Origin of the sequence: Rhodococcus sp. MS16, assembly GCF_013277795.1 — a bacterium.
In the GTDB taxonomy this organism is placed as follows: domain Bacteria; phylum Actinomycetota; class Actinomycetes; order Mycobacteriales; family Mycobacteriaceae; genus Rhodococcus_F; species Rhodococcus_F globerula.
In genome coordinates this window covers 137792-160970 of record NZ_VBTM01000006.1, presented here as the reverse complement: position 1 = coordinate 160970, position 23179 = coordinate 137792, and the positions used below count along the sequence as shown (strand labels likewise).

Annotated in this window: 21 protein-coding genes; 6 read left to right on the top strand and 15 right to left on the bottom strand. The window is 62.6% G+C overall.

Annotation, left to right across the window (positions count from 1 at the left end):
• The first annotated feature begins 88 nt into the window (after positions 1-88).
• Entirely contained in the window at positions 89-2272 is a 2184-nt protein-coding gene (helR, locus tag FEZ60_RS18570; RefSeq protein WP_202026267.1) for an RNA polymerase recycling motor ATPase HelR, read from the top strand.
• Between the two features lie 3 nt (positions 2273-2275).
• Here the strand turns inward: helR and FEZ60_RS18565 are convergent, their stop codons facing one another.
• From FEZ60_RS18565 to FEZ60_RS18500, 14 genes are all read right to left on the bottom strand, one after another.
• Positions 2276-3208 (bottom strand): D-isomer specific 2-hydroxyacid dehydrogenase family protein, encoded by a 933-nt coding sequence (locus FEZ60_RS18565; RefSeq protein ID WP_172936705.1) that lies wholly within the window; start codon positions 3206-3208, stop codon positions 2276-2278.
• Positions 3209-3217: 9 nt separating this feature from the next.
• Positions 3218-3616 carry an ectoine synthase gene (locus FEZ60_RS18560; RefSeq protein ID WP_033232898.1) on the bottom strand — a complete coding sequence of 133 codons (399 nt, stop codon included), beginning with the start codon at positions 3614-3616 and terminating at the stop codon, positions 3218-3220.
• A 16-nt stretch (positions 3617-3632) separates the two neighbouring features.
• Positions 3633-4895 carry a diaminobutyrate--2-oxoglutarate transaminase gene (gene ectB / locus FEZ60_RS18555; RefSeq protein ID WP_045066943.1) on the bottom strand — a complete coding sequence of 421 codons (1263 nt, stop codon included), beginning with the start codon at positions 4893-4895 and terminating at the stop codon, positions 3633-3635.
• A gap of 48 nt (positions 4896-4943) precedes the next feature.
• Positions 4944-5459 carry a diaminobutyrate acetyltransferase gene (gene ectA, locus FEZ60_RS18550; RefSeq protein ID WP_033232901.1) on the bottom strand — a complete coding sequence of 172 codons (516 nt, stop codon included), beginning with the start codon at positions 5457-5459 and terminating at the stop codon, positions 4944-4946.
• Between the two features lie 140 nt (positions 5460-5599).
• The gene (locus FEZ60_RS18545) at positions 5600-7699 is read right to left on the bottom strand and encodes a DEAD/DEAH box helicase (protein ID WP_116538800.1); all 2100 of its coding nucleotides are present in this window, start codon (positions 7697-7699) and stop codon (positions 5600-5602) included.
• A 39-nt stretch (positions 7700-7738) separates the two neighbouring features.
• Complete coding sequence (locus FEZ60_RS18540) at positions 7739-8215, bottom strand: GyrI-like domain-containing protein (RefSeq protein WP_095885904.1); 477 nt, start codon at positions 8213-8215, stop codon at positions 7739-7741.
• A 3-nt stretch (positions 8216-8218) separates the two neighbouring features.
• The gene (locus tag FEZ60_RS18535; protein ID WP_172936704.1) at positions 8219-9085 is read right to left on the bottom strand and encodes a ribokinase; all 867 of its coding nucleotides are present in this window, start codon (positions 9083-9085) and stop codon (positions 8219-8221) included.
• Positions 9082-10527, bottom strand: a complete 1446-nt coding sequence (locus FEZ60_RS18530; protein ID WP_045066946.1) for an MFS transporter — start codon at positions 10525-10527, stop codon at positions 9082-9084. The genes FEZ60_RS18535 and FEZ60_RS18530 overlap by 4 nt, the downstream gene beginning before the upstream one ends.
• A gap of 218 nt (positions 10528-10745) precedes the next feature.
• Positions 10746-11180 carry a nucleoside deaminase gene (locus FEZ60_RS18525; protein ID WP_033232905.1) on the bottom strand — a complete coding sequence of 145 codons (435 nt, stop codon included), beginning with the start codon at positions 11178-11180 and terminating at the stop codon, positions 10746-10748.
• Positions 11177-12154 carry an ornithine cyclodeaminase family protein gene (locus tag FEZ60_RS18520; RefSeq protein ID WP_172936703.1) on the bottom strand — a complete coding sequence of 326 codons (978 nt, stop codon included), beginning with the start codon at positions 12152-12154 and terminating at the stop codon, positions 11177-11179. The genes FEZ60_RS18525 and FEZ60_RS18520 overlap by 4 nt, the downstream gene beginning before the upstream one ends.
• Positions 12155-12164: 10 nt before the next feature.
• Complete coding sequence (locus FEZ60_RS18515; RefSeq protein ID WP_172936702.1) at positions 12165-13094, bottom strand: ABC transporter permease; 930 nt, start codon at positions 13092-13094, stop codon at positions 12165-12167.
• The gene (locus FEZ60_RS18510) at positions 13091-14167 is read right to left on the bottom strand and encodes an ABC transporter permease (protein WP_261984602.1); all 1077 of its coding nucleotides are present in this window, start codon (positions 14165-14167) and stop codon (positions 13091-13093) included. Before FEZ60_RS18510 ends, FEZ60_RS18515 begins: the two co-directional genes overlap by 4 nt.
• Positions 14164-15666 (bottom strand): ABC transporter ATP-binding protein, encoded by a 1503-nt coding sequence (locus FEZ60_RS18505; RefSeq protein WP_172936701.1) that lies wholly within the window; start codon positions 15664-15666, stop codon positions 14164-14166. Before FEZ60_RS18505 ends, FEZ60_RS18510 begins: the two co-directional genes overlap by 4 nt.
• A gap of 3 nt (positions 15667-15669) precedes the next feature.
• A complete protein-coding gene (locus tag FEZ60_RS18500; protein ID WP_092808688.1) occupies positions 15670-16647 on the bottom strand; it encodes a BMP family protein in 978 nt (325 codons plus the stop codon).
• Between the two features lie 170 nt (positions 16648-16817).
• Between FEZ60_RS18500 and FEZ60_RS18495 the strand changes: the two genes are divergently transcribed.
• Entirely contained in the window at positions 16818-17540 is a 723-nt protein-coding gene (locus tag FEZ60_RS18495) for a GntR family transcriptional regulator (RefSeq protein WP_033233170.1), read from the top strand.
• 17 nt (positions 17541-17557) lie between these two features.
• Here FEZ60_RS18495 and FEZ60_RS18490 read toward each other — a convergent pair whose 3' ends face one another.
• Positions 17558-18661 (bottom strand): NADH:flavin oxidoreductase/NADH oxidase, encoded by a 1104-nt coding sequence (locus tag FEZ60_RS18490; protein WP_033232921.1) that lies wholly within the window; start codon positions 18659-18661, stop codon positions 17558-17560.
• Positions 18662-18784: 123 nt separating this feature from the next.
• Between FEZ60_RS18490 and FEZ60_RS18485 the strand changes: the two genes are divergently transcribed.
• The 4 genes from FEZ60_RS18485 to nadD are packed head-to-tail and all read left to right on the top strand — an operon-like array spanning position 18785 to position 23162.
• A complete protein-coding gene (locus tag FEZ60_RS18485; protein WP_033232923.1) occupies positions 18785-20050 on the top strand; it encodes a glutamate-5-semialdehyde dehydrogenase in 1266 nt (421 codons plus the stop codon).
• Between the two features lie 41 nt (positions 20051-20091).
• Positions 20092-20973 carry a MoxR family ATPase gene (locus FEZ60_RS18480; RefSeq protein WP_033232924.1) on the top strand — a complete coding sequence of 294 codons (882 nt, stop codon included), beginning with the start codon at positions 20092-20094 and terminating at the stop codon, positions 20971-20973.
• 9 nt (positions 20974-20982) lie between these two features.
• The gene (locus tag FEZ60_RS18475) at positions 20983-22440 is read left to right on the top strand and encodes a VWA domain-containing protein (protein WP_172936700.1); all 1458 of its coding nucleotides are present in this window, start codon (positions 20983-20985) and stop codon (positions 22438-22440) included.
• 20 nt (positions 22441-22460) lie between these two features.
• Complete coding sequence (nadD, locus tag FEZ60_RS18470) at positions 22461-23162, top strand: nicotinate-nucleotide adenylyltransferase (protein ID WP_072782446.1); 702 nt, start codon at positions 22461-22463, stop codon at positions 23160-23162.
• The last annotated feature ends 17 nt before the right edge of the window (positions 23163-23179 follow it).

Sequence of the window (23179 nt, the reverse complement as noted above, 5' to 3'; positions counted from 1 at the left end):
ATAGCCGACTGGGGGGCTTGCGGCAAGGCCGGGGCAGTGCCGCAGAATGGCTCTTCCGATCCCAGGTGACTGAGGGATCGGAAGAGCCATGGAAGTGGAGGGGCACGTGCCGACCCAGGGGTACGAAGACGAATTGAGCGCCGAGCAGGCTTACGTGGAGGGGCTTTACGCGCGGCTCGATGCCGAGCGTGCGCGAGTGAAGGGGAGGTACACCACAGCATTGCGGGGAGACGGCGGAAACCTCTTGCAACGCGACGACGAGGTGCGCGCCCTTGCCACCGAGGCAAAGCGGCTCGATGTGGCAGACAACGGGCTCTGTTTCGGACGGCTGGACAGTCTCGATGGTGAGCACAGTTACATCGGTCGCATCGGCCTTCTGGACGCGGACAACGAGTACGAACCGGTGCTGCTCGATTGGCGGGCGCCGGCGTCACGTCCGTTCTACGTCGCCACCGCTGCTCACCCGGAAAACATGCGTCGACGCCGCCAGTTCCACACGCGCGGACGTCGTGTGGTCGATTTCACCGACGAGGTGCTCGGCCGGCCGGGTGGTACCGAGCGGGGCGACGCGGCGTTGCTCGCGGCGGTCAACGCACCGCGCGGCAACGGAATGCGCGACATCGTGGCAACGATTCAGGCGGAGCAGGACGACATCGTCCGGCTCGATCACCCCGGGGTACTGGTGATCGAGGGTGGACCGGGAACCGGGAAGACCGTGGTAGCGCTGCACCGCGTCGCGTATCTCCTGTACACCCAGCGGGCGCGGATGGAACGTCACGGCGTACTGGTGGTCGGGCCCAACCCGGCATTCCTCACCCACATCGGCCGGGTACTACCGTCGCTGGGCGAATCCGACGTGGTGTTCATGACGACGGGTGATCTGGTGCCCGGTCGCAGTGTCACGGCTGAGGACCTTCCGGAGGCTGCCCGAATCAAGGGTTCCCTGAAGTTCCTGGACGTGCTCGCGGCTGCTGTTGCCGACCGGCAACAACTGCCCACGGAACCGGTGGTGATCGAACTCGCGGACGCTACGGTGCGGATCGACGCCGAGACTGCGCAGTGGGCCAGAGAAGAGGCACGCGCCAGTGGTCACGCGCACAACGACGCCCGGGCGGTGTTCACCGAGGTACTCACGTGGGCGCTCACCGAGCGCGCGATATCACGGATCGGCCGGGGCTGGCTGAGCCGGTCGGATCGCGACGCGTGGGAACAACTGCGGGAGGACCTGATCGAGGAGCTCACGGAACATGCCGGGTTCATCGCCGCGCTTGACGAACTGTGGCCGATCCTGACGCCGGAAACGCTTCTTGCAGAGCTGTATACGTCTACCGCGCGACTGCAGGCGGCGGGCGGCGACGACGTGCTGCTGCGCGCGCAGGGTGACGCGTGGACGGTTTCGGATGTGCCGTTGCTCGACGAATTGGTCGACCTGTTGGGCCGGGACAAACCCGTCGATCAGGCCGCCCAGCACGAACGCAAGGAGGAAGCCGCCTATGCCGCCGGCGTGCTGGACATGATGATCAGCCGCGAGGACCTCATGGACGACGAGGACCATCTGCTGGCTCAGGACATGCTGTACGCCGAGGATCTGGCCGATCGCTTTGTCGAGCTCGATACCCGCGACCTCGCCGAACGTGCTGCCGCTGACCGGGATTGGACGTACCGGCACGTCGTGGTGGACGAGGCCCAGGAACTATCCGAAATGGACTGGCGGGTGTTGATGCGTCGCTGCCCCGATCGATCCTTCACCGTGGTGGGCGATCTTGCTCAACGACGGTCTGCCGCCGGCGCGACCACGTGGAGCGCGATGATGGAACCGTACGTGCCTGGCCGTTGGGTCTACCGATCACTGTCGGTGAACTACCGCACTCCCGCCGAGATCATGAGCGTCGCTGCGGCCCTGCTCGCGGAGTTTGCGCCGTCGGTCTTGCCGCCGGAGTCGGTCAGGTCGTGTGGCGTCGCCCCGTGGTCGAAGCGAGTCGACTCCGGTGAACTCGACTCTGCCATAGCGGAATTCGTACGCGATGAAGCCGGTCGCGAGGGCACAAGCATTGTCATCGGTCCACACGGTGTGCCGGGCACAGTGCCGGCGTCGGAGACGAAGGGCTTGGAGTTCGACGCCGTTCTGGTGGTGGAACCGGAACGGATCCTGGCCGAGGGTTCCCGAGGTGCAGCCGAACTGTATGTAGCCCTCACCCGTGCCACCCAACGCCTCGGCGTCCTGCATCATGGCCCGTTGCCGGTAGCCCTGGCCGAACTTGACGAAGCCTGAGGATCAGTAGCCCGCGATTGGATCGACCAGTGCTGCGAGGGTCTCTCCGTTCGCAAACCGCGTCACGTTCTTGGACACGTGATCGGCGAACGCGGCCGGCCGCACTCCGGGGGGATTGGAATCGTGGGGAGTGATGATGGCGTTGGTCAGAGCCCACAGCGGGTGGCCGTCGGGTAGCGGTTCGGGATCGGTGACGTCGAGTCCGGCGCCGCCGATCCGTTCCGTCGCGATCGCGTCCACCAGCGCATCGGTGTCCACGAGGGAACCGCGGGCGACGTTGATCACCCAGGAGTGTGGCTTCATCGCGGCGAGTTGCGTCGCTCCGATGAGATGGCGGGTTTCGGGCGTTGCCGGGGCCGCGATGACGAAGTGATCTGCGCGAGAAAAGATTTCGTTCATACGCATTGCCGGGTAGGTCGACACGGCGCCGGGCACGGGGCTGCCGCTGCGATTGACTGCGATGCTGTCCGCCCCCTGTGCGGCCAGCATCGGGATCAACGCACGGCCGATCCCACCGGCGCCGATAATGGCCACGGTGGAACCCCGCAGTGTGCCGACCTTCGAGAAGAACTCGAACTGACGCCACGTCTTTGCCTCGATGTGGGCCGGCAGATGTTTGACTCCGGCCAGCAGCAACATCAGGGCGTGCTCTGCCACCGACGACGAGAACGCGCCCGCAGCAGACGTCCACGTGATGTAGGTGTCCTTCGGAATCACCCCGGCCTCGAACCAGTCCTCGATCCCGGCCGAGGGGAGCTGCACCCACCGGATCGACGGCGGCAAATCCCTCGGAAACGAATCCGGTGATCCGGCCCAGATCAGGGCGTCGGCCGACTCGAGCGGACTGATCAAACCGCCACCCCGAAGCACAGCACTGTCGAGCAGTGCATCGGGGGACGGGCCGATCGCTACACGTGGTGAGGTGTCAGTCGTCATGGTTTGACGCTACGCGGGCACCTCGACGAGTGGGTAGATTCCGTTCTCGTCATGTACCTCACGCCCGGTGACCGGCGGATTGAACACACACAGCATCCGCATTTCCGTGTCAGGTTCGACGCGGTGACGCTCGTGCCCGTTGAGCAGGTACATCGATCCGGGAGCGAGGTCGTACTCGGTGTTGTTGTCGAGGTCGATCAGCTTTCCGGTGCCTTCGACGAGCCAGACGGCCTCGACGTGGTTGGCGTAGTGGAAGGTGTTGACCGATCCTGCCTTGATGGTGGTCTCGTGGAACGAGAATCCGACGCGGTCGCCACCCAGGACGATGCGCTTGCTGCGCCAGTTGCCGTCCTCGCTGGTGATGTCGCGATCGGTGTCGGTGATCTCGGTGGTGGTGCGCACGATCATGGGGGAGTTCCTTTCTCTAGCTGCATACCTTGACGGTCGCTTCGGCCAGAATGGACAGGCCGTGTTCGATCTCGTCGTCGGTAATCGTCAGCGCGGGAAGCAATTTCACTACCTGGTCGGACGGGCCGGAGGTTTCCGCCAGCAATCCCTCGTCGAATGCCAGTTGGCAGACCTTGCCGGCCCGCTCGGGCTGCTCGAAGACGAGGCCCTGAACCAGGCCCCGGCCGCGGGTCGAGACCTCACCGGGGAACTGATCGGCGAGATTGGCGAAGCACTCGCTGATACGCGCGCCCTTCTTCAGGGTGCTCTTGGTGAGTGCGTCGTCCGACCAGTAGTGATCGAGTGCAACCTTCGACGTCACGAATGCCGGGTTGTTGCCGCGGAACGTTCCGTTGTGCTCGCCCGGGCCCCACACGTCGAGTTCGCGTTTGAACAGGGTGAGTGCCATCGGCATGCCGTAGCCGCCGATCGACTTCGAGAGTGTGACGATATCCGGAACGATGCCGGCCTCTTCGAAGGAGAAGAACGGACCTGTACGGCCACAACCCATTTGGACATCGTCGACGATCAGGAGGATTTCGCGATCGGAGCACAGTGTTGCGAGCGCCCGAAGCCACTCGGGGCGAGCGACATTCACGCCGCCCTCGCCTTGGACCGTCTCGACGATGACTGCGGCGGGACGGTTGATTCCGCTACCCGAATCGTCGAGGACGCGGGAGAACCACTGGAAGTCCTCGGTGACGCCGTCGAAGTAGTTGTCGAACGGCATCGGTGTCGAGTGCACGAGTGGTATGCCCGCGCCGGCGCGCTTCATCGAGTTGCCGGTGACGGACAACGCACCAAGAGTCATGCCGTGGAAAGCGTTGGTGAAGTTGATGATTGCTTCGCGGCCGGTCACCTTACGAGCCAGTTTCAGCGCGGATTCGACGGCATTGGTGCCGGTCGGGCCGGGGAACTGGACTTTGTAGTCCAGGCCGCGGGGTTCCAAGATGTTGCGCTGGAAAGTCTCGAGGAAGTCGCGTTTGGCAACGGTGGACATATCAAGTCCGTGGGTAATTCCGTCGCTGAGAATGTAGTCCACGAGTGCGGATTTCATGACCGGGTTGTTGTGCCCGTAGTTGAGTGCGCCGGCGCCGGCGAAGAAATCCAGGTAGTCGCGGCCGTTCTCGTCACGAATCCAGGATCCGGATGCGCTGGTAAATACTGCGGGCCAATCACGGCAATAGCTGCGAACCTCGGATTCGAGGGTTTCGAAAATGCTTGCTTCAACGGTATTCATATCTTCTTTGTTCCTCCGGGGCAGGTTGTTTACCAACGCGGAAACGCGCTAGTTGCCGATTCGGTACAGATCTTCGGCTTCGTGTCCATCGGGAAAGTTGTTGGGCGAGAACAGGCTCTGCCTACTGATCGGCACATCGCGCCGTCGGGCAAGCGCAGTGAAGAGTGCGATCGAAGCCTCGTTGTCGGGGCTGATCGTCGTCTCCATAGTTGTAACGCCGAGTGGTGCAGTGCGATCCATCAATGCGCCGAGCATGCGGCCGGCAATCGCCTTGCCGCGCTGGTCTTCGTCGACAGCCACCTGCCACACGAACAGGGTTTCCTGCTCGCTGGGGCGGGTGTAGCCGGAAACAAATCCGACCACACGTCCGTCTACTTCCGCAACGATGGACGTTGCACTGAAATCCCTGCACCACAACAGGTATGCATAACTCGAATTGAGGTCGAGCACTCGTGAATCACGTGCGATCTGCCAGAGCCGGACTCCGTCATCGATCTGTGGGCTTCGTAACAACACCGCGTCCGGCGCGGTGGTCGGGATAGCTCTCGTATCAACTGGCTTCATCGGTCATCTGAACGTAACAAGCATCGACACAGAAGTCATGCAGATGTCCGTTTAGGGCCGTGTGGAAGCGGGTACGGCCCAGGTGAGGCCATGTATGTGACGGTCCTCACATTATGTAACTTTTGGTGTTGTCCGAGCGACTATTTGGGGCTCGCGAGCGCCAGTGGGAGGATCGAGTGAGCGCCCGCTTGACGCAATGCGCGGGCTGCCATCGTGAAAGTCCAACCGGTGTCGGCCGTGGCGTCGACCAGGAGCACTGGCCCGCTGTGGGCACTCATATCCGGGACATCCCAGGCGTCAACCAATCCGGCTACGCGATAGGCGGAGTTTGCCGCTGAGACGGGCGGGTGTTCCGGGCGTAGTGACAGCACACCCAGATCTGTGAGTCGACCCACCTGAGCCAACTTTGCTGCGAGGCTGCTGACAAGCAGTGGGTGAGTGTGGGATTCGAGCGCCATCACACCGGTGGGTCGCTCGGCCCAATCCCAGGCCGCCAGCACGCTGATGCAGGCGCTGACCACTGCGTCCGGCGCCTCGGCATCGGGGCCGTCGAGCAACGCGCGCAGGCGCTGGCCCCAACCCAGATCCGACAGGCGACCGAGGATGCGTCCGGATTCGGGCCCGTCCTTGATCTTTCCCGACAAGTTGACTCCGAGCTTGCTCAGCCCGGTCGGCCACATCTTGCGAGGTTCGAGGTCGAAACCGGGCCGCTGCAAGCGCGCCCGAGTCTCGTCGAGCGCTGCGCTGTCGACGGAAGTGTCGTACCGCTGACCGGTGCAGTTGTCGCAGCGTCCACACTGCGAGTTGTCCGGCGTGAGTCCGGGATCGTCGAGTTGTTCACGGAGAAAAGTCATTCGACAGGTGGTGATGCTCTGGTACTCGACCATGGCGGCCTGCTCGCTCAGGCGAGCTTCGTCGAGACGGCCGTAGCGTTCGGCGTCGTAGACCCACGGTTCGCCGGTGCTGATCCAGCCGCCCTTGACACGTTTGACGGCTCCGTCGACGTCGAGCACTTTGAGCACCATCTCCAGGCGCGTGCGATTCAGTTCGACAAGGGGTTCCAATGCCGGTGTCGATGTTGCCTTTTCGGTGTCCAGGTGCTCGATCACACTGCGTACCAGGTGTTCGCGAGGGAAGGCAACCGACGCGAAGTAGCTCCAGATCTGCTTGTCTTCGGCGCCGGGAAGCAGGATGACGTCGGCGCGATCGGTCGAACGACCGGCGCGGCCGACCTGCTGGTAGTACGAGATCGGCGACGACGGAGCGCCGAGATGGATCACGAAACCGAGATCCGGCTTGTCGAAACCCATTCCGAGTGCAGACGTTGCAACCAGTGCTTTGACGCGGTTGCCCAGCAAGTCCTGTTCCAGGGATTCGCGCTCGGTGGGGTCGGTCTGTCCGGTGTAGGCGGCGACGGTATGCCCACGCTCGGACAGCAGACTTGCCAGATCTCGTGCAGCTGAGACGGTGAGGGTGTAGATGATGCCGGAACCCGGCAAGGTGTCGAGCATCTGCGCAAGCCAGGCTGCGCGCGCTGTTGCCTCGGGAATGTGCACGACGGACAGGTGCAGCGATTCTCGCTCGAGTCCGCCGCGCAGGATCAGTGTTTCCTCGCCGCCAACACCCAGTTGTGCCGAGACGTCGGCCACTACCCGGTCATTGGCCGTAGCCGTTGTCGCGAGGACGGGAATGCCGTCGCCGAGTTCGGCGATCAAGGTGCGGATGCGCCGGTAGTCCGGACGGAAGTCGTGACCCCAGTCGGACACGCAGTGCGCTTCGTCCACCACAACGAGGCCCGCATCAGCTGCCAATGACGGCAGCACCTGATCGCGGAAGTCGGGGTTGTTGAGACGCTCGGGGCTGACCAGGAGAACGTCGAGATCGTTGGCAGCTACCCGCGCGTGGATGTCGTCCCACTCGGTGACGTTGCCGGAGTTGATGGTGGCGGCTCGAACACCCGCTCGCTCGGCCGAGGCAACCTGGTTGCGCATCAGGGCCAACAGTGGCGAGACGATGACAGTCGGGCCGTGACCGGACGCACGTAGCAACTTCGCGGAGATGAAGTAGACCGCGGACTTACCCCAGCCCGTGCGCTGCACCACCAGCGCGCGCTTGCGCTGCACCACCAGAGCCTCGATAGCCGTCCACTGGTCCTCGCGCAGGCGGGCGTCTGGCCCGGCGAGTTCACGGAGCAGACGCTCGGCTTCATCGCGCAGTACGGGTGCAGTGGTGGCGGTCATGGCTTCCATGGTGCAGGACGGCACCGACAGGTGGGCGTTTCAGACCTTCTCGATCGGCTGCTGAAGTTCGGTTACCCAGCCGTCGGCGTCACCCGTGAACGCCAAGGTCACCTCGCGGCTCGGCCCGGCCGCGCGGTATCCGCCCTGCTCGATCCAGTGGCCAAGTGCCTGGTAGGCGGGTAGGCAGTTGTCCATCGACCCGGTGTGCAGGAGCGTCGCCATCTGGGGTTCGGCAGGCAGATCGGTCACGGTGAAGTCATATTCGTCACTGGGGTCCGTTTCTACTGGCAAAGCGGCGTGGACGACGGTCTTCGCCCCGTCATCGGCATCTTCGTAGTACGCGATCGCGGGGCCGGTCGGAACCAGACCGGCGCGTCCTAATCCAGCGCTGAGCTGGTCGTAGAGTCCTTGGACAACCGGGCCGATCGACGACGGGTCCATGGCTTCGGCGGTGCCGGTCAACTCCGCCACCCGGACGGTGGGCACGGACTTCACGGAAACTTCGTAGTCGGTCATCTTTCAGCCTCGTTTCGGTAAGTGACGCTCGATGGAGGATCGGGTCGGCGATGACACCGCTGCGCCGTTCACAGTAGTTGCGAGAGCGCCTGCGATGGCGGCAAAGTGCAGAGCGCGATCGCTGTCGAGTACCCATTCCACCGCGAAGGCACCGGTGAAGGCGTCACCCGCGCCGGTGGTGTCTACGGGCGTCACTGTCGGGGAATCCGCGTGAACGGTCGTGTCGCGCTCGCGCAGATCGGCACCGCCCGCGCCCAGTGTTGTGACGAGGTACGGAACTCGATCGGTGACCGAGCCGAGCTGGGTCGATTCGGTGTGATTCACGATCAGGATGTCCACCGAGCCGATCAGCTCTTCCGGAAGGTCCTGCACCGGTGAGGGATTGAGGATGACGACGGTGCCGTTTCGCCGCGCGTGTCGCGCCGCGGCGGTAACAGTGGCAAGGGGAATTTCGAGCTGGCACAGCAGAATATCCGCGCTCGCGATGGCACCGAGGTCGTGTTCGGTCAACTCGGTGACGGAAGCATTTGCGCCGGCAACCACGATGATGTTGTTTTCGGCGTCAGCGTCGACGGTAATTGCGGCAACTCCACTGGCACCGTTCACGCTACGCAGCAGTGAGGTATCCACCCCGGCGTCGGCGAGTGTGCTGCGCAATTGGGTAGCAAAACCGTCGTCGCCGACTGCGCCGACGAACGTGACGTCACCGCCTGCCTTTGCTGCCGCGATCGCTTGATTACTGCCTTTGCCACCTGGCGTAGTGGCAAAGGCAGTGCCGAGCAGGGTTTCGCCGGGGGCAGGAAATCGGGGGACCGAGGTGGTCAGGTCCATGTTGATGCTGCCGACGACAATAATGCGGGGCTTGCTCATACCTCCAGGTTATCGGCGGCAGCAGTTTTCTTCCGTCGAACCCTGCGGATGATCCGCCTGGCCTCTTCGTCGGTGGACACCGCCGGTGGTGAGCCTTCGAGTGGCTTGCGCGCTGTTTCCGGAATCATCAGCACCGCGATGCCGCCGATGACTGCAGCGATCATCATGTACATCGGCGCGACAAGATTGCTACCGGTCGAACTCTCGAGTGCCGTCAAGACCAGGGGAGTGGTGCCGCCGAAGATCGACACGGCAAGGTTGTATCCGATTGCCAAGCCGCCGTATCGGATTCCGGTCGGGAACAGTGCGGGAAGGACCGAGGGGAACACTCCGACAAACAGGAGAAGCAGTCCGCCGAGAATGGCGAGTCCGAGGAAAACGGTGACGTAGTTGCCCACTCCGATCAGCAGGTACGCGGGCAGCGACAACACGAAGAATCCGATGAAACCGCTGAGCAGCAACGGCTTACGTCCCACTCGATCGGAGAATTTGCCGACGTAGCTGATGCCGACCATCATGACGAGCATGACCACGATCATGAGAACCAGTCCGTGGGATTCGTCGTAGCCGAGGGTATTTGTCAGATAGGTCGGCATGTAGCTGAGCAGGCCGTAGTGAGCGATGTTGTAGGTCGCGACGAGCACGATGCACAGAACAAGTGGTCGCCAGTTCTCGACCAGCGTTTCGCGCAGTTTCTTCCCCGTGGATTCGTCGGCGAGAGAACGTTCTTCGGCCTGCTCCATCTGCTGGAACGCGGGTGTCTCTTCCAGTCGAAGGCGCAGGTAGAGGCCGATCAGGCCAAGGGGTCCGGCAAGGAGAAACGGTATGCGCCAGCCCCATTGGAGGAGCTCTTCCGGGCTGACCACTGTCTGGATGATCGTCACGATGCCGGCTGCTGCAACATAACCGGCCAGGGTGCCGAATTCCAGGAAGCTGGAGAAGAAACCGCGACGCTTGTCCGGGGCGTACTCGGCGACAAACGTACTGGCACCACCGTATTCGCCGCCCGTGGAAAACCCCTGCAGTAGGCGAAGGAGCACGAGCAGTATCGGTGCCGCCATGCCGATGGACTCGTAACTCGGTACGAGACCGATGGCAAAGGTGCTGCCGGCCATCAGAATTATGGTGGTGGCCAGGACTTTCTTGCGGCCGATGCGGTCACCCAGTGGTCCGAAGAACAGGCCACCCAATGGCCGGACGATGAAGGCAGCAGCGAAGATCGCGAAGGTCGACAGCAATTGCGCACTGCCACTGGCCTCTGGGAAGAATACTTTGCCGATAGTGGTGGCCAGATAGGCGTAGACGCCGAAATCGAACCACTCCATGGCATTTCCGAGCATGGTCGCTTTGACTGCCCGTTTCACCGATGCGTCGTCGGTGACGGTGACATCAGGTGATTCGGCCACTTCGAGAGCGCTGATCGAGTTCTCTGGTGTTGTCATGACATGCGCTCCCCAGCGCAATCATCGAACCGAGCGGGGCACGTACCTGATGCACGCATCTTTGTCTTGCCCACTCGCCGATGAGCCGGTTGGGAACATGATGTCCGCGGGCCCTGTGGCTCGATGCGACCCCCGTCGCTCGGCTCTGGCTCGCGGCAGTGTCCGAAGCCCTGGTGGGCTCCGGACGTCCGGCAAGTAAGACATTCACGGTATCAGCCTCACCCCCGCATGGCGGCGAGGGACTCGGCTTCGAGGAGCGGACCGACGACGGAAACTTCGACATCTGCGGCGGCGATGATCTCCGCGCATCCCAGCTTGAATCGCGGACCGCCGTCGAGGATTTTCGAGAACTCTGATTCCGTCGCCGCAAAAACTATGTGGGTGATGCCCGCCCACACCATTGCGGCGCTGCACATCGGGCATGGTTCACCGCTCGCGAACATCGTCGCATTTGTAGTGGAACCGTCTGCGGCGCCGCGGATCGCGACCAATTCTGCATGCGCCGTCGGGTCACCGGAAGACGTCACTTCGTTGCGGCCTTCGGCAATGACGGTTCCGTTCTCGCCGACGAGTACGGCGCCGAACGGCCGATTGCCGCCACCTGCGGCTTCGGCCGCGAGTGCGATTGCCCGGCGGAGGTGGACGTTGTTCATGCCGTCAAATCCAATTCTGTTCCCACGCCGGCTGCGCGGGCACGGGATAGCAGTATTCGAGCGGTGACAAGGTCTTGAAGGCCGATTCCGACCGAGTTGAACAACGTGATCTGGTCGCTCGATGTGCGCCCAGGCTTCTGTCCGGTTATGACGTGTCCGATTTCGGTGTGAAGGTCTTCAGCGGTGATGGCGCCTTCGGCAATAGCGAGCAGGGCATCTCCGGATTTGGCAAGAGTCGTCGATGTGGCGTCGACGAACAGTGATGCCACTCGCATTCCGGCAGAATCGATTTCGCGCCAATCCCCTCTCGGAGGAGCGCCGACGGCATTGACGTGAAGGCCCGGGTGGAACCAATCACCCGATACGATCGGAGAGTGTGACGGCGTCAGCGTGCACAGAATATCGACTGCCGAGGTGACGGCTCGGGGGGATTCCGATCGCTCGACGGCCAGGTTCAGATCAGCGATGCGTTCCTCGAACGTCCGGATCGTGGTCGCGGAGCGCGACCAGACGAGAACCTTCTCGATTCCGCGAACGCGTGCAATCGCGCGCGTGTGTTCCACAGCCAAGGTTCCGGCCCCGACAACGCCGAGAACAGTGCTTGATTTCCTGGAAAGATATTCCGTGGCAACAGCACTGGCTGCGGCCGTACGGATTGCAGTAATTGCTCGCCCGTCGAGCACCGCTTCGCATTCGCCGGTTTCCGCGCACGAGAGAATGATCGTAGAGCGCTGAGTCGGCAGGCCGCGAGCGGCATTGGCAGGCATGTCCGAAAGAAGTTTGACCGAACTCGACTGCGCTGTTGCCGCAGTCATCGGAATCGAGTTTCCGCCGTTCGGCAACGGCATCGCGGATGGTTGTGGGTTGAATGCGTCGCCCCGAGCCAGGTCGGCATGGGCGCGCTCGACAGCGTCGTAGATCTCGCTGCGGTCGATCAACGTCGTGATGTCGGAGTGGTTGAGAATCAAAGTCATGAATGGGTCCTTATCGGCTGTTGCCGGTGTAGGGAATGGTCAAGCAGGACGGTGCGCTACGGCCCCCGATGAATCCGCTGATCGCGACGATCGCGATGACATACGGCAGCATGACGAGCAGTGCGTATGGAATGTCGATGCCGAGAGCGGGCAATGCAAACTGCAGTGCTTGTGCGATTCCGAAGAACACGCAGGCATAGACGATGCCGAGTATTCGCCATCCGCCGGCGATGACGGCAACAACTGCGAGGTAGCCGAGGCCACCGGTCATGTTGTCGCTGAACGAATGAACTTCCGAGAGTGCAAGTTGCGAGCCGGCAAGGCCGCCCGCGGCAGCAGCAAGAAGGACACACAGATATCGAACGCGTCGTACCGGTAGTCCGGTCCAATCGGCCGAGAGTGCGTCCTCGCCGATAGCGTCGATGGTCAGACCGGGCACAGTCCGTTTGGAGAACAGAACGGCCATGGCAACGACGAGTGCGATGCAGAGATATCCGAGCAGGGTCTGGCCGAACAACGTGGGCCCGACAAAAGGTATGTCACTGAGTACGGGGATATCGACGCTGTGGAATCCGTCGATCGATTGACCTTTTCCGTCGGACAGGAGTACTCGGGATCCGAAGGTTGTCAGACCCAAGGCGAGAGCATTTCCGGCGACTCCGATGACGATCTGATCTGCGCGTAGGTGAACGCTCAGATGAGCCTGTGCGATGCCGAAAACGGTGGCCGCGATGACTCCGGCCACCACACCGAGGGCGGGGGAGCCGGTGGTAACAGTCGCAAGAACGCTCGCGAAGGCGCCGGTCAGCATCATTCCCTCCATGCTGAGGTTGAGCACACCGGCACGTTCACTGATCGATTCGCCGCTTGCCGCAACCAACAAGGGAATGGCGAAGCTGACTCCGCTGGTGACGATTCCGGTGATCACTGCAGTACTCATACCGATACAACTTCCTGGCTCGGTGCGGGCTTTCTCGTGCGCACGGCGGACGTCGTGGTCCACAGTGCGCTGCCTGCGATGAGAATGATGAGAACGGATTCGACGACTGACACGGTTGCCGCGGGAACACCCACTGCCAGTTGGAGATTGATGCCACCCGAGACCAGGAATCCGAGAAGAAGGGAAACAGCCGCGACTGCCGTCATGGACCCGCGGGCGAGCAAGCCGACAACAAGTCCGGTGAACCCCAATCCGGACGAGAAACCTTCGGCTAAAACGAAAGGTGCGGTGGCGACAATCATGCCCCCGGCGACTCCGGAAAAGGCCCCAGCGGCAGTCAGACTCAGGAATCGGGTTCGATCGACGGGGATTCCGAGACGGTGAGAAGCTTTCTGTGACAAGCCGACCGATTGCAGCTTCAGTCCGATAGCGCTGCGCTGGAGCAGGACTCCCACTGCGACGACTGCGACGAGTGCGATGAGCAGTGCGATGGTTGCGGGTGACTTGTGCAAGCCGAGTAGTGCAAGCTGGCCGGATTCTTTCAGCGGCTCGGACTGTGGAAGGGTCTCGGACGAAGTCACGGGCTGGCGCAGTAGCGCAGGTTCGTGAACAACGAGTACGACGGCCGCGAGACCCACGAAGTTGAGGAGGAGGGTCGTGATGATTTCGCTGGTACCGCGCCGAACCTTCAGGTACGCAGCGATCGACGCCCAGAATGCCCCACCGGCGGCAGCGGACGCCAGTACCAGGACGATGCCCAGTCCGGCCGGAACTCCCTCCGGAAGCGACACACCGACGGCTGTCGCGCAGATGCCTCCCAAGGCCATCTGGCCTTCGCCGCCAACATTGACCAAACCCGCCCGGTAGGCGATGGTGAAGCCCGCTGCGATGAGCATGAGCAGTGCTGCGTTGTTCAAGGACGTGCCGATGGCGAAGGGTGTCCCGAACATGCCGTCGAAAAGCGCTTCAGTGGTCTCGGCCGGGCCGGCACCGGCGGCCGCGGCGAGAAGGAGGCCGATCAGTGCGGCAATCGCGAGGGCGGCCGATCCGATGACCAGTGGGTGTCGTCTCACGCTGCCACTCCCATCATCAGTTCGGTGATCTTGTTCTGTGCAGCAGCAGAATTCGCATCAATCGGTCCCAGCAACTGCCCGCGGTAGGCCACGAAGATCCGGTCGCACACAGCCATCAGTTCGTCCAATTCGCTGGAGATGACAAGCACGGCAGTCCCGGCGTCGGCGACCCGGCGGAGTCTGTCGAGCACAAAGCTGACTGCGCCGATATCGAGACCACGGGTCGGTTGCGCTGCGACCACCGCTGCGAGCCCGTCGATCGAGAGTTCGCGGGCGAGTACAACTTTCTGCTGATTACCCCCGGACAACGAGTGCATCGGGGCGCCAGGGCCATCGGCGCGGATGGAGTATTCGTCGATCGCACTTGCCGTTCGGGCAGCCATCTTGGCGCGGTCGAGCAGTCCGAACCGCGTGTAATCCTTCAACCGGCCGAGAAGCAGGTTGTCGGTGACTGTCAACTCCGAGACGATCCCCTCAGCGTGTCGATCTTCGGGGACCACCCCGAGGCCGATCCTGGTTCGTGCTGCGGGGTCGAGACCCGTGATGTCCACCGCGTCGAGAAGTATTTTCCCGGTGTCTGCCGTTATTGCGCCGGAGAGGATCGAAGCCAACTCGCTCTGGCCGTTACCCTCGACGCCCGCGATACCGACGATCTCACCTCGATACACGGTCAGGTCGACACCGGTGAGTGCTTCGCTTCGATCCGGGCGCGTGAACGAGATGTTGGCGAGTGTCAGTCCGGGCTCGCGCGAAGCGGGGCGCCTGACCACCCGGGCGTGGGAGAGGGGCGCAGCAGAACCCACCATGTCGGTGAGAAGGTCGGAAATCGATGTCTCCGTGAGAAGCCCACCGCCACTGACTTTTCCGCCGCGCAGTACCGTTGCCGCGTCGGCTGCGCGGGCGACCTCACCGAGTTTGTGCGTGATGAGTACGACTGATGTGCCGGCCGCGGCCAGTGCATGGCATGTTCCGATCAGTGAATCGATTTCACCGGGGTCGAGGACAGCAGTCGGTTCGTCGAGTAGCACCAGCTCGGGATCTCGTAGCAGAGCTTTGACAATTTCCACTTTCTGGCGAGATCCGACGGGCAGGTCGGACGTCAACGCGTCGAGGTCGACGGTCAAGCCGTACTGCTGTGAGATGACGTCGAGCTTGGCGGTCAGCGCATCGACCGGAAGGCGAAAACCTTTGGTGCCGAGCAGGAGATTCTCACGGACGGTCATGGTCGGAATCAGGGAAAAGTGTTGATGGACCATCGCAATTCCCGCAGCTATGGCGTCGGCGGGGGACTGCGGCGTATAAGTACGGCCGTTGAGTGTCATCGTGCCTGATGACGGTGTCGTGGAGCCGAAGACGATGTTGCACAGCGTCGACTTTCCCGCGCCGTTCTCGCCGAGGATGCAGTGCACCGAGCCCGGGGCGACGGTCATCGTGACATCGGTCAACGCGGATACCGATCCGAAACGCTTGCCAACGCCGTTCAGTGTCAGTGTGGCCATTGGTCAGTACAACTTCACGGTGCCATCGGCCACGGTTGCCTTGGCCTTCGTCAACGCGGCCGCGGCTGCGGGGTCGCTGCTGCACAGCACGTAGTCGGTGCCGCCCTTGTCGGAAGTGAGTCCGAAGGGAACCTGTTCGGCGGCCCACGTGCCGTCGAGTGTCGAGGACACCGCGTATTCGATTTCGGTTCCGATGTCGGTGCGGACGTAGCCGAGATAGGTGGGATCGCTGCAGTCGCCGGGGATGGGTCCACCGCTCATGGTGCCGCCGGCTTCGCGGGCAGCCTGCTGCAATCCCTGCTTACCGAGGTTGACGATCTGTCCGAGAACGTCAGCGCCACCGGAAAATTCGGCGCTGGCAGCTTGCTTGGCCTTGGCTGGGTCGTTGAAGTCGCCGACATATTGTGGGCTGAGGACTCGAATATCCGGGCGCGTCAGTGTGGCTCCGGATTGGAATGCCGATGCTGCGTTGACAATTGCGGGGAGTTCCACGCCACCGACAAATCCGACGGTGCCGGTCTTGGACACGCTCGCAGCAACTGCGCCGGAAAGGAATTCGGCTTCGGCCTGCTGGGGGTCGTAGTAGGCCAGATTGTCGAGCGGAACTGCATCGGCCGGGCCGCCGATTTCGACGAACTTGACGTCGGGGAACTGTGCGGCGATTTTTCGGACGTCGGCGTCGGTTTGGCCGCCGACGGAGATGACCAGGTCGTTTGTCGACGCGAATCGCTGGAGGGCTTGCTGGTAGTCCGCTGCGGCGACCTGCTCGACGTAGCTGGCGTCGATCCGGTCGCCGTACGTCTCGACCATTCGCTGGTAGCCGAGGTAGCCGGACTCCATGAAGCCTGTATCCGAGATCGAACCGGGAAAGAAGACGCCGACGGAGAGGGCGTCACTCGACGGTTCGGAGTCGGCTGAACTGCAGGAAGTCAAGGTCAATGCGGTGGCTGCGACTGCTGCGAGTGCGAGAGGAAGTTTCATCGGGTTCTCCTGAGTTCGTTCGAGCACTTAGCGGTATACCGTTAAGTAGAAGAATGGAGGACCCGTATTTCGTCGGTGTTACCGATACGTAAGGGACTGCACACCGCGTCCCGGGGGATCGTGCACCGCTACGCTCAACTCGAGTGCAGAAGAAGATCGAAGGAGTGCCCGTGTCGACAGAAGTTCCGGTGGATACTCGAAAATCATTGCGAGACATCGCCTATGACGAGATTCGTGGCCGCATCGTCAATTTGGTGCTGGCTCCGGGCGCTCGACTGATCGAACGCGATCTGGCTGCTGAATTGAATGTCTCCCGCATCCCGCTGCGCGAGGCGCTCTCACTGCTGCAACAGGATGGACTTGTTGTCCTGGTGCCGAGGCAGGGAGCGATTGTCTCTCCGTTTACCGTCGACGACGTGCGGGACCTCTTCGATGTTCGCGAGAGTCTCGAAGTGCTGGCAGCGAGGCTGGCCGCTGAACGCGCGGACGCCGACTCGCTGAATGCGCTTTCTGCCCAGCTCGAAACAGCGCGGGCGGCAACCGCATTGAACGACAAGCCGGCGATTGCCGCGGCAAACGCACGGTTCCACTCGATGATTGTCGAGATGTCGGCGAACCCGCTGCTCGAGTCGTTGCTCAGGCCACTCGAGGCGCGCGTCCAGTGGCTGTTTCATCTCACCAAAGACCGTGATCCCGGACAACAGTGCGCCGAACACGAACACCTCTATGCGGCGATAGCCGAGCGCGATCCGGATCGCGCTGCTGCATCTGCATTTTCACACGTCCATTCCGGTCGGGAAATGAGCTTGCACCTCGCGTCGATCTGGGCCGAGCGCAGCATCGATCCCGTCGAAGCGACAAAGACTCGACGCCGCGGCCGCCTTCGAAGCTGAGGTGCCTGCGCCTGCCTTCAGAATGCGCGGGCGTACTGCGACGGAACTCGCGGTCCTACTTCGGCATTCAGCTCACGTGCGGCGCGCCGTGCCCAGTAGGGATCACGCAGGAGTTCGCGTCCCAACAGCACGGCCACCGCACTGCCGTCCTCGACGATCTTCTCTGCCTGCTCGGGTTCGGTGATCAGTCCGACTGCCGCTGCGGGAACCAGGGATTCGTTCTGGATCCGGCGGGCGAAGGGAACCTGGTAGCCGGGCTCGACCGGGATCTGTACACCCGGCGAATTACCGCCAGTGGACACGTCGACGAGGTCGACGCCGTAGTCGGTGAGGATGTTGGCAAGTGACACAGTCTGATCCGCAGTCCAACTGCCGACCTCGAGCCCACGCTCCTCGCTGACCCAGTCCGTGGCTGACACACGGACGAACAGGGGCAACTCGGCGGGCCACACTTCTCGAACCGCCGTGAGGATTTCGAGGAGGAAGCGGATGCGGTTCTCGAAACTGCCGCCGTAGTGATCCGTTCGCTTGTTACTGAGCGGGGAGAGGAACTGGTGGATCAGGTATCCGTGCGCCGCGTGAATTTCGACGACCTTGAACTCCGCCTGAAGCGCGCGGGTGGCTGCCGCCGCGAAGTCGGCGACGATGCCGGCAATCGCATCTGTTGTCAGTTCCGCGGGCGTTAGGTAATCACCGAATGCCACGGCGCTCGGGGCGACGGTCGTCCAGGACAGGCGGTCTTCCTGGTCGAGCGATCTACCGCCACGCCACGGAACCTTCGTCGACGCCTTGCGGCCGGCGTGCGCCAGCTGAATTCCGGGCACCGCTCCGAAGTACGCGAGCTGCGCGTTGATCTCGGCAAACGCGCGAGCCTGCCGCTCGTTCCAGATACCGAGATCGGCGGGGCTGATTCGTCCTTCCGGGCTCACAGCGGTCGCCTCGGTGAGGATCAGGCCGACACCACCGATAGCTCGGCTCGCCAGATGCGTTCGATGCCATTCGTTGGGCACTCCCACCTGATCGCCGATGACATCAGCGGAGTACTGGCACATCGGTGCCATCCACACGCGGTTGGGAATGGTGACGCCGCGCAAGGTGAGAGGTTCGAACAGCACGCTCACGGAGTAACTCCTGACTCGGGGAAGGGGAGGATCACCCGAAGGTGGTCGATCCCGTGCAACAGCGGTAACAGTCCGAATCATTCCCGAAAGGAACGCGTCGGAGCCAATGGCTAATGTGTATTCATGACTGCTGTAACTTCCACAGGCTCGGACACTCGCGACGTAGTGCACGAGGCTGCCCGCCGGGCGCGTAAGGCTTCGCGTGTCCTGGCGTTGCTGACCACAGCACAGAAGGACCGCGCGCTCCACGCCGCGGCCGACGCGGTTCTTGCCGCAAGTGATCAGATCCTGGCGGCAAATGCCGTCGATATCGACACCGCGAAGGCTGCGGGTACCGAGGAATCGCTGCTTGATCGATTGCGTCTGACAGCGGATCGCATCGAAGGCATCGCTTCGGGTCTGCGTCAGGTTGCCGGACTACCCGACCCCATCGGTGAAGTGCTCCGCGGCTCCACACTGCCCAACGGCCTGGAACTGCGTCAGCAGCGCGTCCCGCTCGGTGTTGTCGGCATGGTGTACGAAGCTCGCCCCAATGTCACCGTCGACGCGTTCGGTCTGACCCTCAAGTCGGGAAATGCTGCACTGCTTCGCGGTTCGTCGTCGGCAGTCAAATCCAACGAAGCTCTTGTGGTCGCTCTTCGTGCGTCGTTGACTGCGCAGCAGCTCCCCGAAGACGCCGTTCAACTTCTGCCGAGCGCAGACCGGTCCACGGTGACGCATCTGATTCAGGCCCGTGGTCTCGTGGACGTTGTCATCCCGCGCGGCGGCGCCGGCCTGATCAGTGCCGTCGTTCGTGACGCCACGGTCCCCACCATCGAGACCGGTGTCGGAAACTGCCACGTCTACGTACACTCGGCTGCCGATCTGGTGATGGCCGAGAAGATTGTGCTCAACTCCAAGACCCGTCGGCCAAGCGTGTGCAACACCGCCGAGACGATCCTGGTCGACAAAGCCATTGCCGACACCGCGGTTCCCGCACTGCTTCAGGCGCTGCAGATGCATGACGTCGTTGTTCACGGCGATCTGCCCGGCCTCGTTCCGGCCACCGAGGACGACTGGTCGAACGAGTACCTCACCCTCGACGTCGCACTGAAGGTTGTTGCCGACCTGGACGAGGCAGTCGAGCACATCGACACGTACGGCACCGGCCACACCGAGGCCATCGTGACGTCGGATCTCTCGGCTGCCCGCGAGTTCACCGCCCGCGTCGACGCAGCAGCCGTCATGGTCAACGCATCTACTGCCTTCACCGACGGCGAGCAGTTCGGATTCGGAGCCGAGATCGGCATCTCGACGCAAAAACTTCACGCACGCGGCCCCATGGGGTTGCCGGAACTGACGTCCACCAAGTGGATCGTCTGGGGCGACGGACACACCCGACCCGCCTGATCGTTCACCTGGACTTGCCCCACCCTTTTTAGGAGTTAACCGTGGACCGAGCTCTTCCCGATACAACACCGTTCTTCTCGAGCGTCGACGACGTGATCGAGCGTTTGGCCGAGACGGGTTACCTGTCCGACAAGGGCACTGCAACGGCAGTGTTTCTCGCCGACCGACTGGGCAAACCCCTGCTCATCGAGGGACCGGCCGGTGTCGGTAAGACCGAGTTGGCGCGTGCGGTAGCCCAGACGACAGGCGCCGAGCTGGTGCGCCTGCAGTGCTACGAAGGCGTCGACGAGGCTCGTGCGCTGTACGAGTGGAACCACGCGAAGCAGATCCTGCGCATCCAGTCCGGCTCGGACCACAGCTGGGATTCCACCAAGGCCGATGTGTTCTCGGAGGAATTCCTTCTCGCGCGTCCACTGCTCAAAGCGATTCGCCGCGAAGACCCGACAGTCCTGTTGATCGACGAGACCGACAAGGCCGACGTCGAGATCGAGGGACTGCTCCTCGAAGTTCTCAGCGACTTCGCGGTCACCATCCCGGAACTCGGAACCATCACCGCAACACGTAAGCCGTTCACGGTGCTGACATCCAACGCCACCCGTGAGCTGTCCGAGGCACTCAAGCGTCGTTGCCTGTTCCTGCATCTCGATTTCCCCGATGCAGACCTCGAACGTCGCATTCTTGCCAGCCGTGTCCCCGAACTGCCCGAAGCCATTGCCGAGCAGCTGGTCAACACCATCCGCGTTCTGCGCGGCATGCAGCTCAAGAAGGTTCCCTCGGTGTCCGAGACCATCGACTGGGGACGCACGCTCCTCGCCCTTGGCATGGACACACTCGACGACGACGCCGTACGCGCAACACTCGGGGTCATCCTCAAGCACCAGTCCGATCAGGTGCGAGCCACCGCCGAACTTCGGCTGAACTGAGGTCTGGTCATGGCACTCGGAGGTACGTCACCGATCAAGCCGGGTGGACTGGCGGCGCCATACGGTCTGCCAGGTCACCTCGTCGATTTTGTCGAGGCCCTTCGCCGACGCGGCATCATGGTCGGCCCCTCCGAGACCGTCGACGCCGGCCAGGTCATGTCGGTTCTCGATCTCCTCGATCGTGAAGCTCTCCGCGAAGGGCTGGCCTGTTCGCTGCTGCGCCGGCCCACCCATCGCGCGACCTTCGACGCCGTTTTCGACCTGTGGTTCCCGCGGGCGATCGGCGACCGTGCGGTCGGCGACGTCGACGTCAGCCTGCCTCGTAAGCCTGACGGCAGCATCGATCTACAGGCACTGCGGGAGCTGATCGCCGAACTGCTGACCGACGGCAGCGATGAGGCCATGGAGCTGACCGAGCTTCTCACTGCCGCGATGGTCGAAGAGCTGGGGCAGTACCAGTCGAGCAACGGACCGTCGTTCTCCGCGTACCAGGCGTTGCGGGATGTCGCTCCCGAAACACTGCTCAACAAGATCCTCGAAGGACTACTCGGTAATCAGCAGGGCGGTAGTGAGGGCAAGGACAACTCCGACTATCAATCGGAGGTTGCCAAGCGGACAGCGGCCCAGCGCATCGCGGACTTCCGCAAGATGGTCGAGAAGGAAACGCGTCGACGTACGGCCGAGAATCTCGGCAAGGAGCGCGTCGCCACCTACGGTGTTCCGAAGCTGGCCGAAGAAGTCGACTTCCTACGCGCGTCCGACGCGGAACTCACGACGCTCAAGAAGAACGTGACTCCGCTGGCACGGTTGCTCGCCAGCAGACTTGCCGTCCGTCGCAGTCGCAGCCGAGCCGGTTCCATCGACTTGCGTCGAACCTTGCGTAAATCGATGTCGACGGGCGGGGTGCCGATCGATCTGGTGCAGCGCAAACCCAAACGCGCGCGTCCCGAACTTGTCGTGATGTGCGACGTGTCCGGTTCGGTAGCCGGGTTCAGCCACTTCACCTTGCTGTTGGTCAACGCTCTGCGAGAGCAGTTCTCCCGCGTACGCGTATTTGCGTTCATCGACACCACCGACGAGGTCACCCGGTACTTCGATTCGAATGCCGACCTCGGATCCGCGATGTCACGGATGGTTCGTGAAGCGGAGCTGATCACGTACGACGGTCACTCCGACTACGGCCACGCCTTCGGGGTATTCCAGGAGAAGTTCGCACAGAGCATCACCAGTCGCACATCACTGCTGGTACTGGGCGACGGTCGCAACAACTACCGCGACCCAAACCTGCAATCACTCGCACAGATGGTTGCAGTGGCCAAGCACGCACACTGGCTCAATCCAGAGCCCAAGGGGCAGTGGGGGTCGGGCGACTCGGCTGCCAAGGTGTACAACGAGGTCATCAGCATGCACGAGTGCCGCTCCGCCCAGCAGCTGGCCGACGTGGTGTCCGGCTTGCTCCCGGTGTGAGACACGTAAGCTCGGCAGCTGTGCAGAAGGGACAATCGGTGGAACGTGCTCGACGCCTCGGCGTGATGGGCGGCACTTTCGACCCCATTCACCACGGTCACCTCGTCGCAGCGAGTGAGGTCGCCGACAGGTTCGGACTCGACGAAGTGATCTTCGTCCCCACCGGCCGACCGTGGCAGAAGGAGGCTCGAGGCGTCAGCCCGGCAGAGGACAGGTACCTCATGACGGTCATCGCCACCGCCTCCAACCCGCGGTTTTCCGTTTCCCGGGTCGATGTCGACCGTGAAAAAGTGACGTACACCGTGGACACACTTCGCGACCTGCGGGCTTATCATCCGGACGCGGAACTGTTCTTCATCACCGGTGCCGATGCGCTGGCCAGCATCCTTTCCTGGCAAGATTGGGAAGAGTTGTTCGCATTGGCAAAATTTGTCGGAGTATCGCGACCGGGTTTCGATCTCAACACCGAGCACCTGGCCGCGCACCTCGACACGATGCCCGCCGATGCGGTGACGTTGATCGAGATCCCGGCTCTTGCCATTTCGTCGACCGAATGTCGGCGTCGAGCAAGCGAAGACCGTCCCGTCTGGTACCTCGTACCGGATGGAGTGGTGCAGTACATCTCGAAGCGGAACCTGTATCGACCTGTCGACGCGGAGCGCCGTGACGGTGCGACAACCATGTCGGAACCGGCGCCTGGCAAGACGGCCGATTCGAACTAGAAGCAATACCAAGAAGA

Coding starts and splice junctions, on each gene's coding strand:
- helR (WP_202026267.1), top strand. CDS start 89: ATGGAAGTGGAGGGGCACGTGCCGACCCAGGGGTACGAAGACGAATTG.
- FEZ60_RS18565 (WP_172936705.1), bottom strand. CDS start 3,208: ATGACGACTGACACCTCACCACGTGTAGCGATCGGCCCGTCCCCCGAT.
- FEZ60_RS18560 (WP_033232898.1), bottom strand. CDS start 3,616: ATGATCGTGCGCACCACCACCGAGATCACCGACACCGATCGCGACATC.
- ectB (WP_045066943.1), bottom strand. CDS start 4,895: ATGAATACCGTTGAAGCAAGCATTTTCGAAACCCTCGAATCCGAGGTT.
- ectA (WP_033232901.1), bottom strand. CDS start 5,459: ATGAAGCCAGTTGATACGAGAGCTATCCCGACCACCGCGCCGGACGCG.
- FEZ60_RS18545 (WP_116538800.1), bottom strand. CDS start 7,699: ATGACCGCCACCACTGCACCCGTACTGCGCGATGAAGCCGAGCGTCTG.
- FEZ60_RS18540 (WP_095885904.1), bottom strand. CDS start 8,215: ATGACCGACTACGAAGTTTCCGTGAAGTCCGTGCCCACCGTCCGGGTG.
- FEZ60_RS18535 (WP_172936704.1), bottom strand. CDS start 9,085: ATGAGCAAGCCCCGCATTATTGTCGTCGGCAGCATCAACATGGACCTG.
- FEZ60_RS18530 (WP_045066946.1), bottom strand. CDS start 10,527: ATGACAACACCAGAGAACTCGATCAGCGCTCTCGAAGTGGCCGAATCA.
- FEZ60_RS18525 (WP_033232905.1), bottom strand. CDS start 11,180: ATGAACAACGTCCACCTCCGCCGGGCAATCGCACTCGCGGCCGAAGCC.
- FEZ60_RS18520 (WP_172936703.1), bottom strand. CDS start 12,154: ATGACTTTGATTCTCAACCACTCCGACATCACGACGTTGATCGACCGC.
- FEZ60_RS18515 (WP_172936702.1), bottom strand. CDS start 13,094: ATGAGTACTGCAGTGATCACCGGAATCGTCACCAGCGGAGTCAGCTTC.
- FEZ60_RS18505 (WP_172936701.1), bottom strand. CDS start 15,666: ATGGCCACACTGACACTGAACGGCGTTGGCAAGCGTTTCGGATCGGTA.
- FEZ60_RS18500 (WP_092808688.1), bottom strand. CDS start 16,647: ATGAAACTTCCTCTCGCACTCGCAGCAGTCGCAGCCACCGCATTGACC.
- FEZ60_RS18485 (WP_033232923.1), top strand. CDS start 18,785: ATGACTGCTGTAACTTCCACAGGCTCGGACACTCGCGACGTAGTGCAC.
- FEZ60_RS18475 (WP_172936700.1), top strand. CDS start 20,983: ATGGCACTCGGAGGTACGTCACCGATCAAGCCGGGTGGACTGGCGGCG.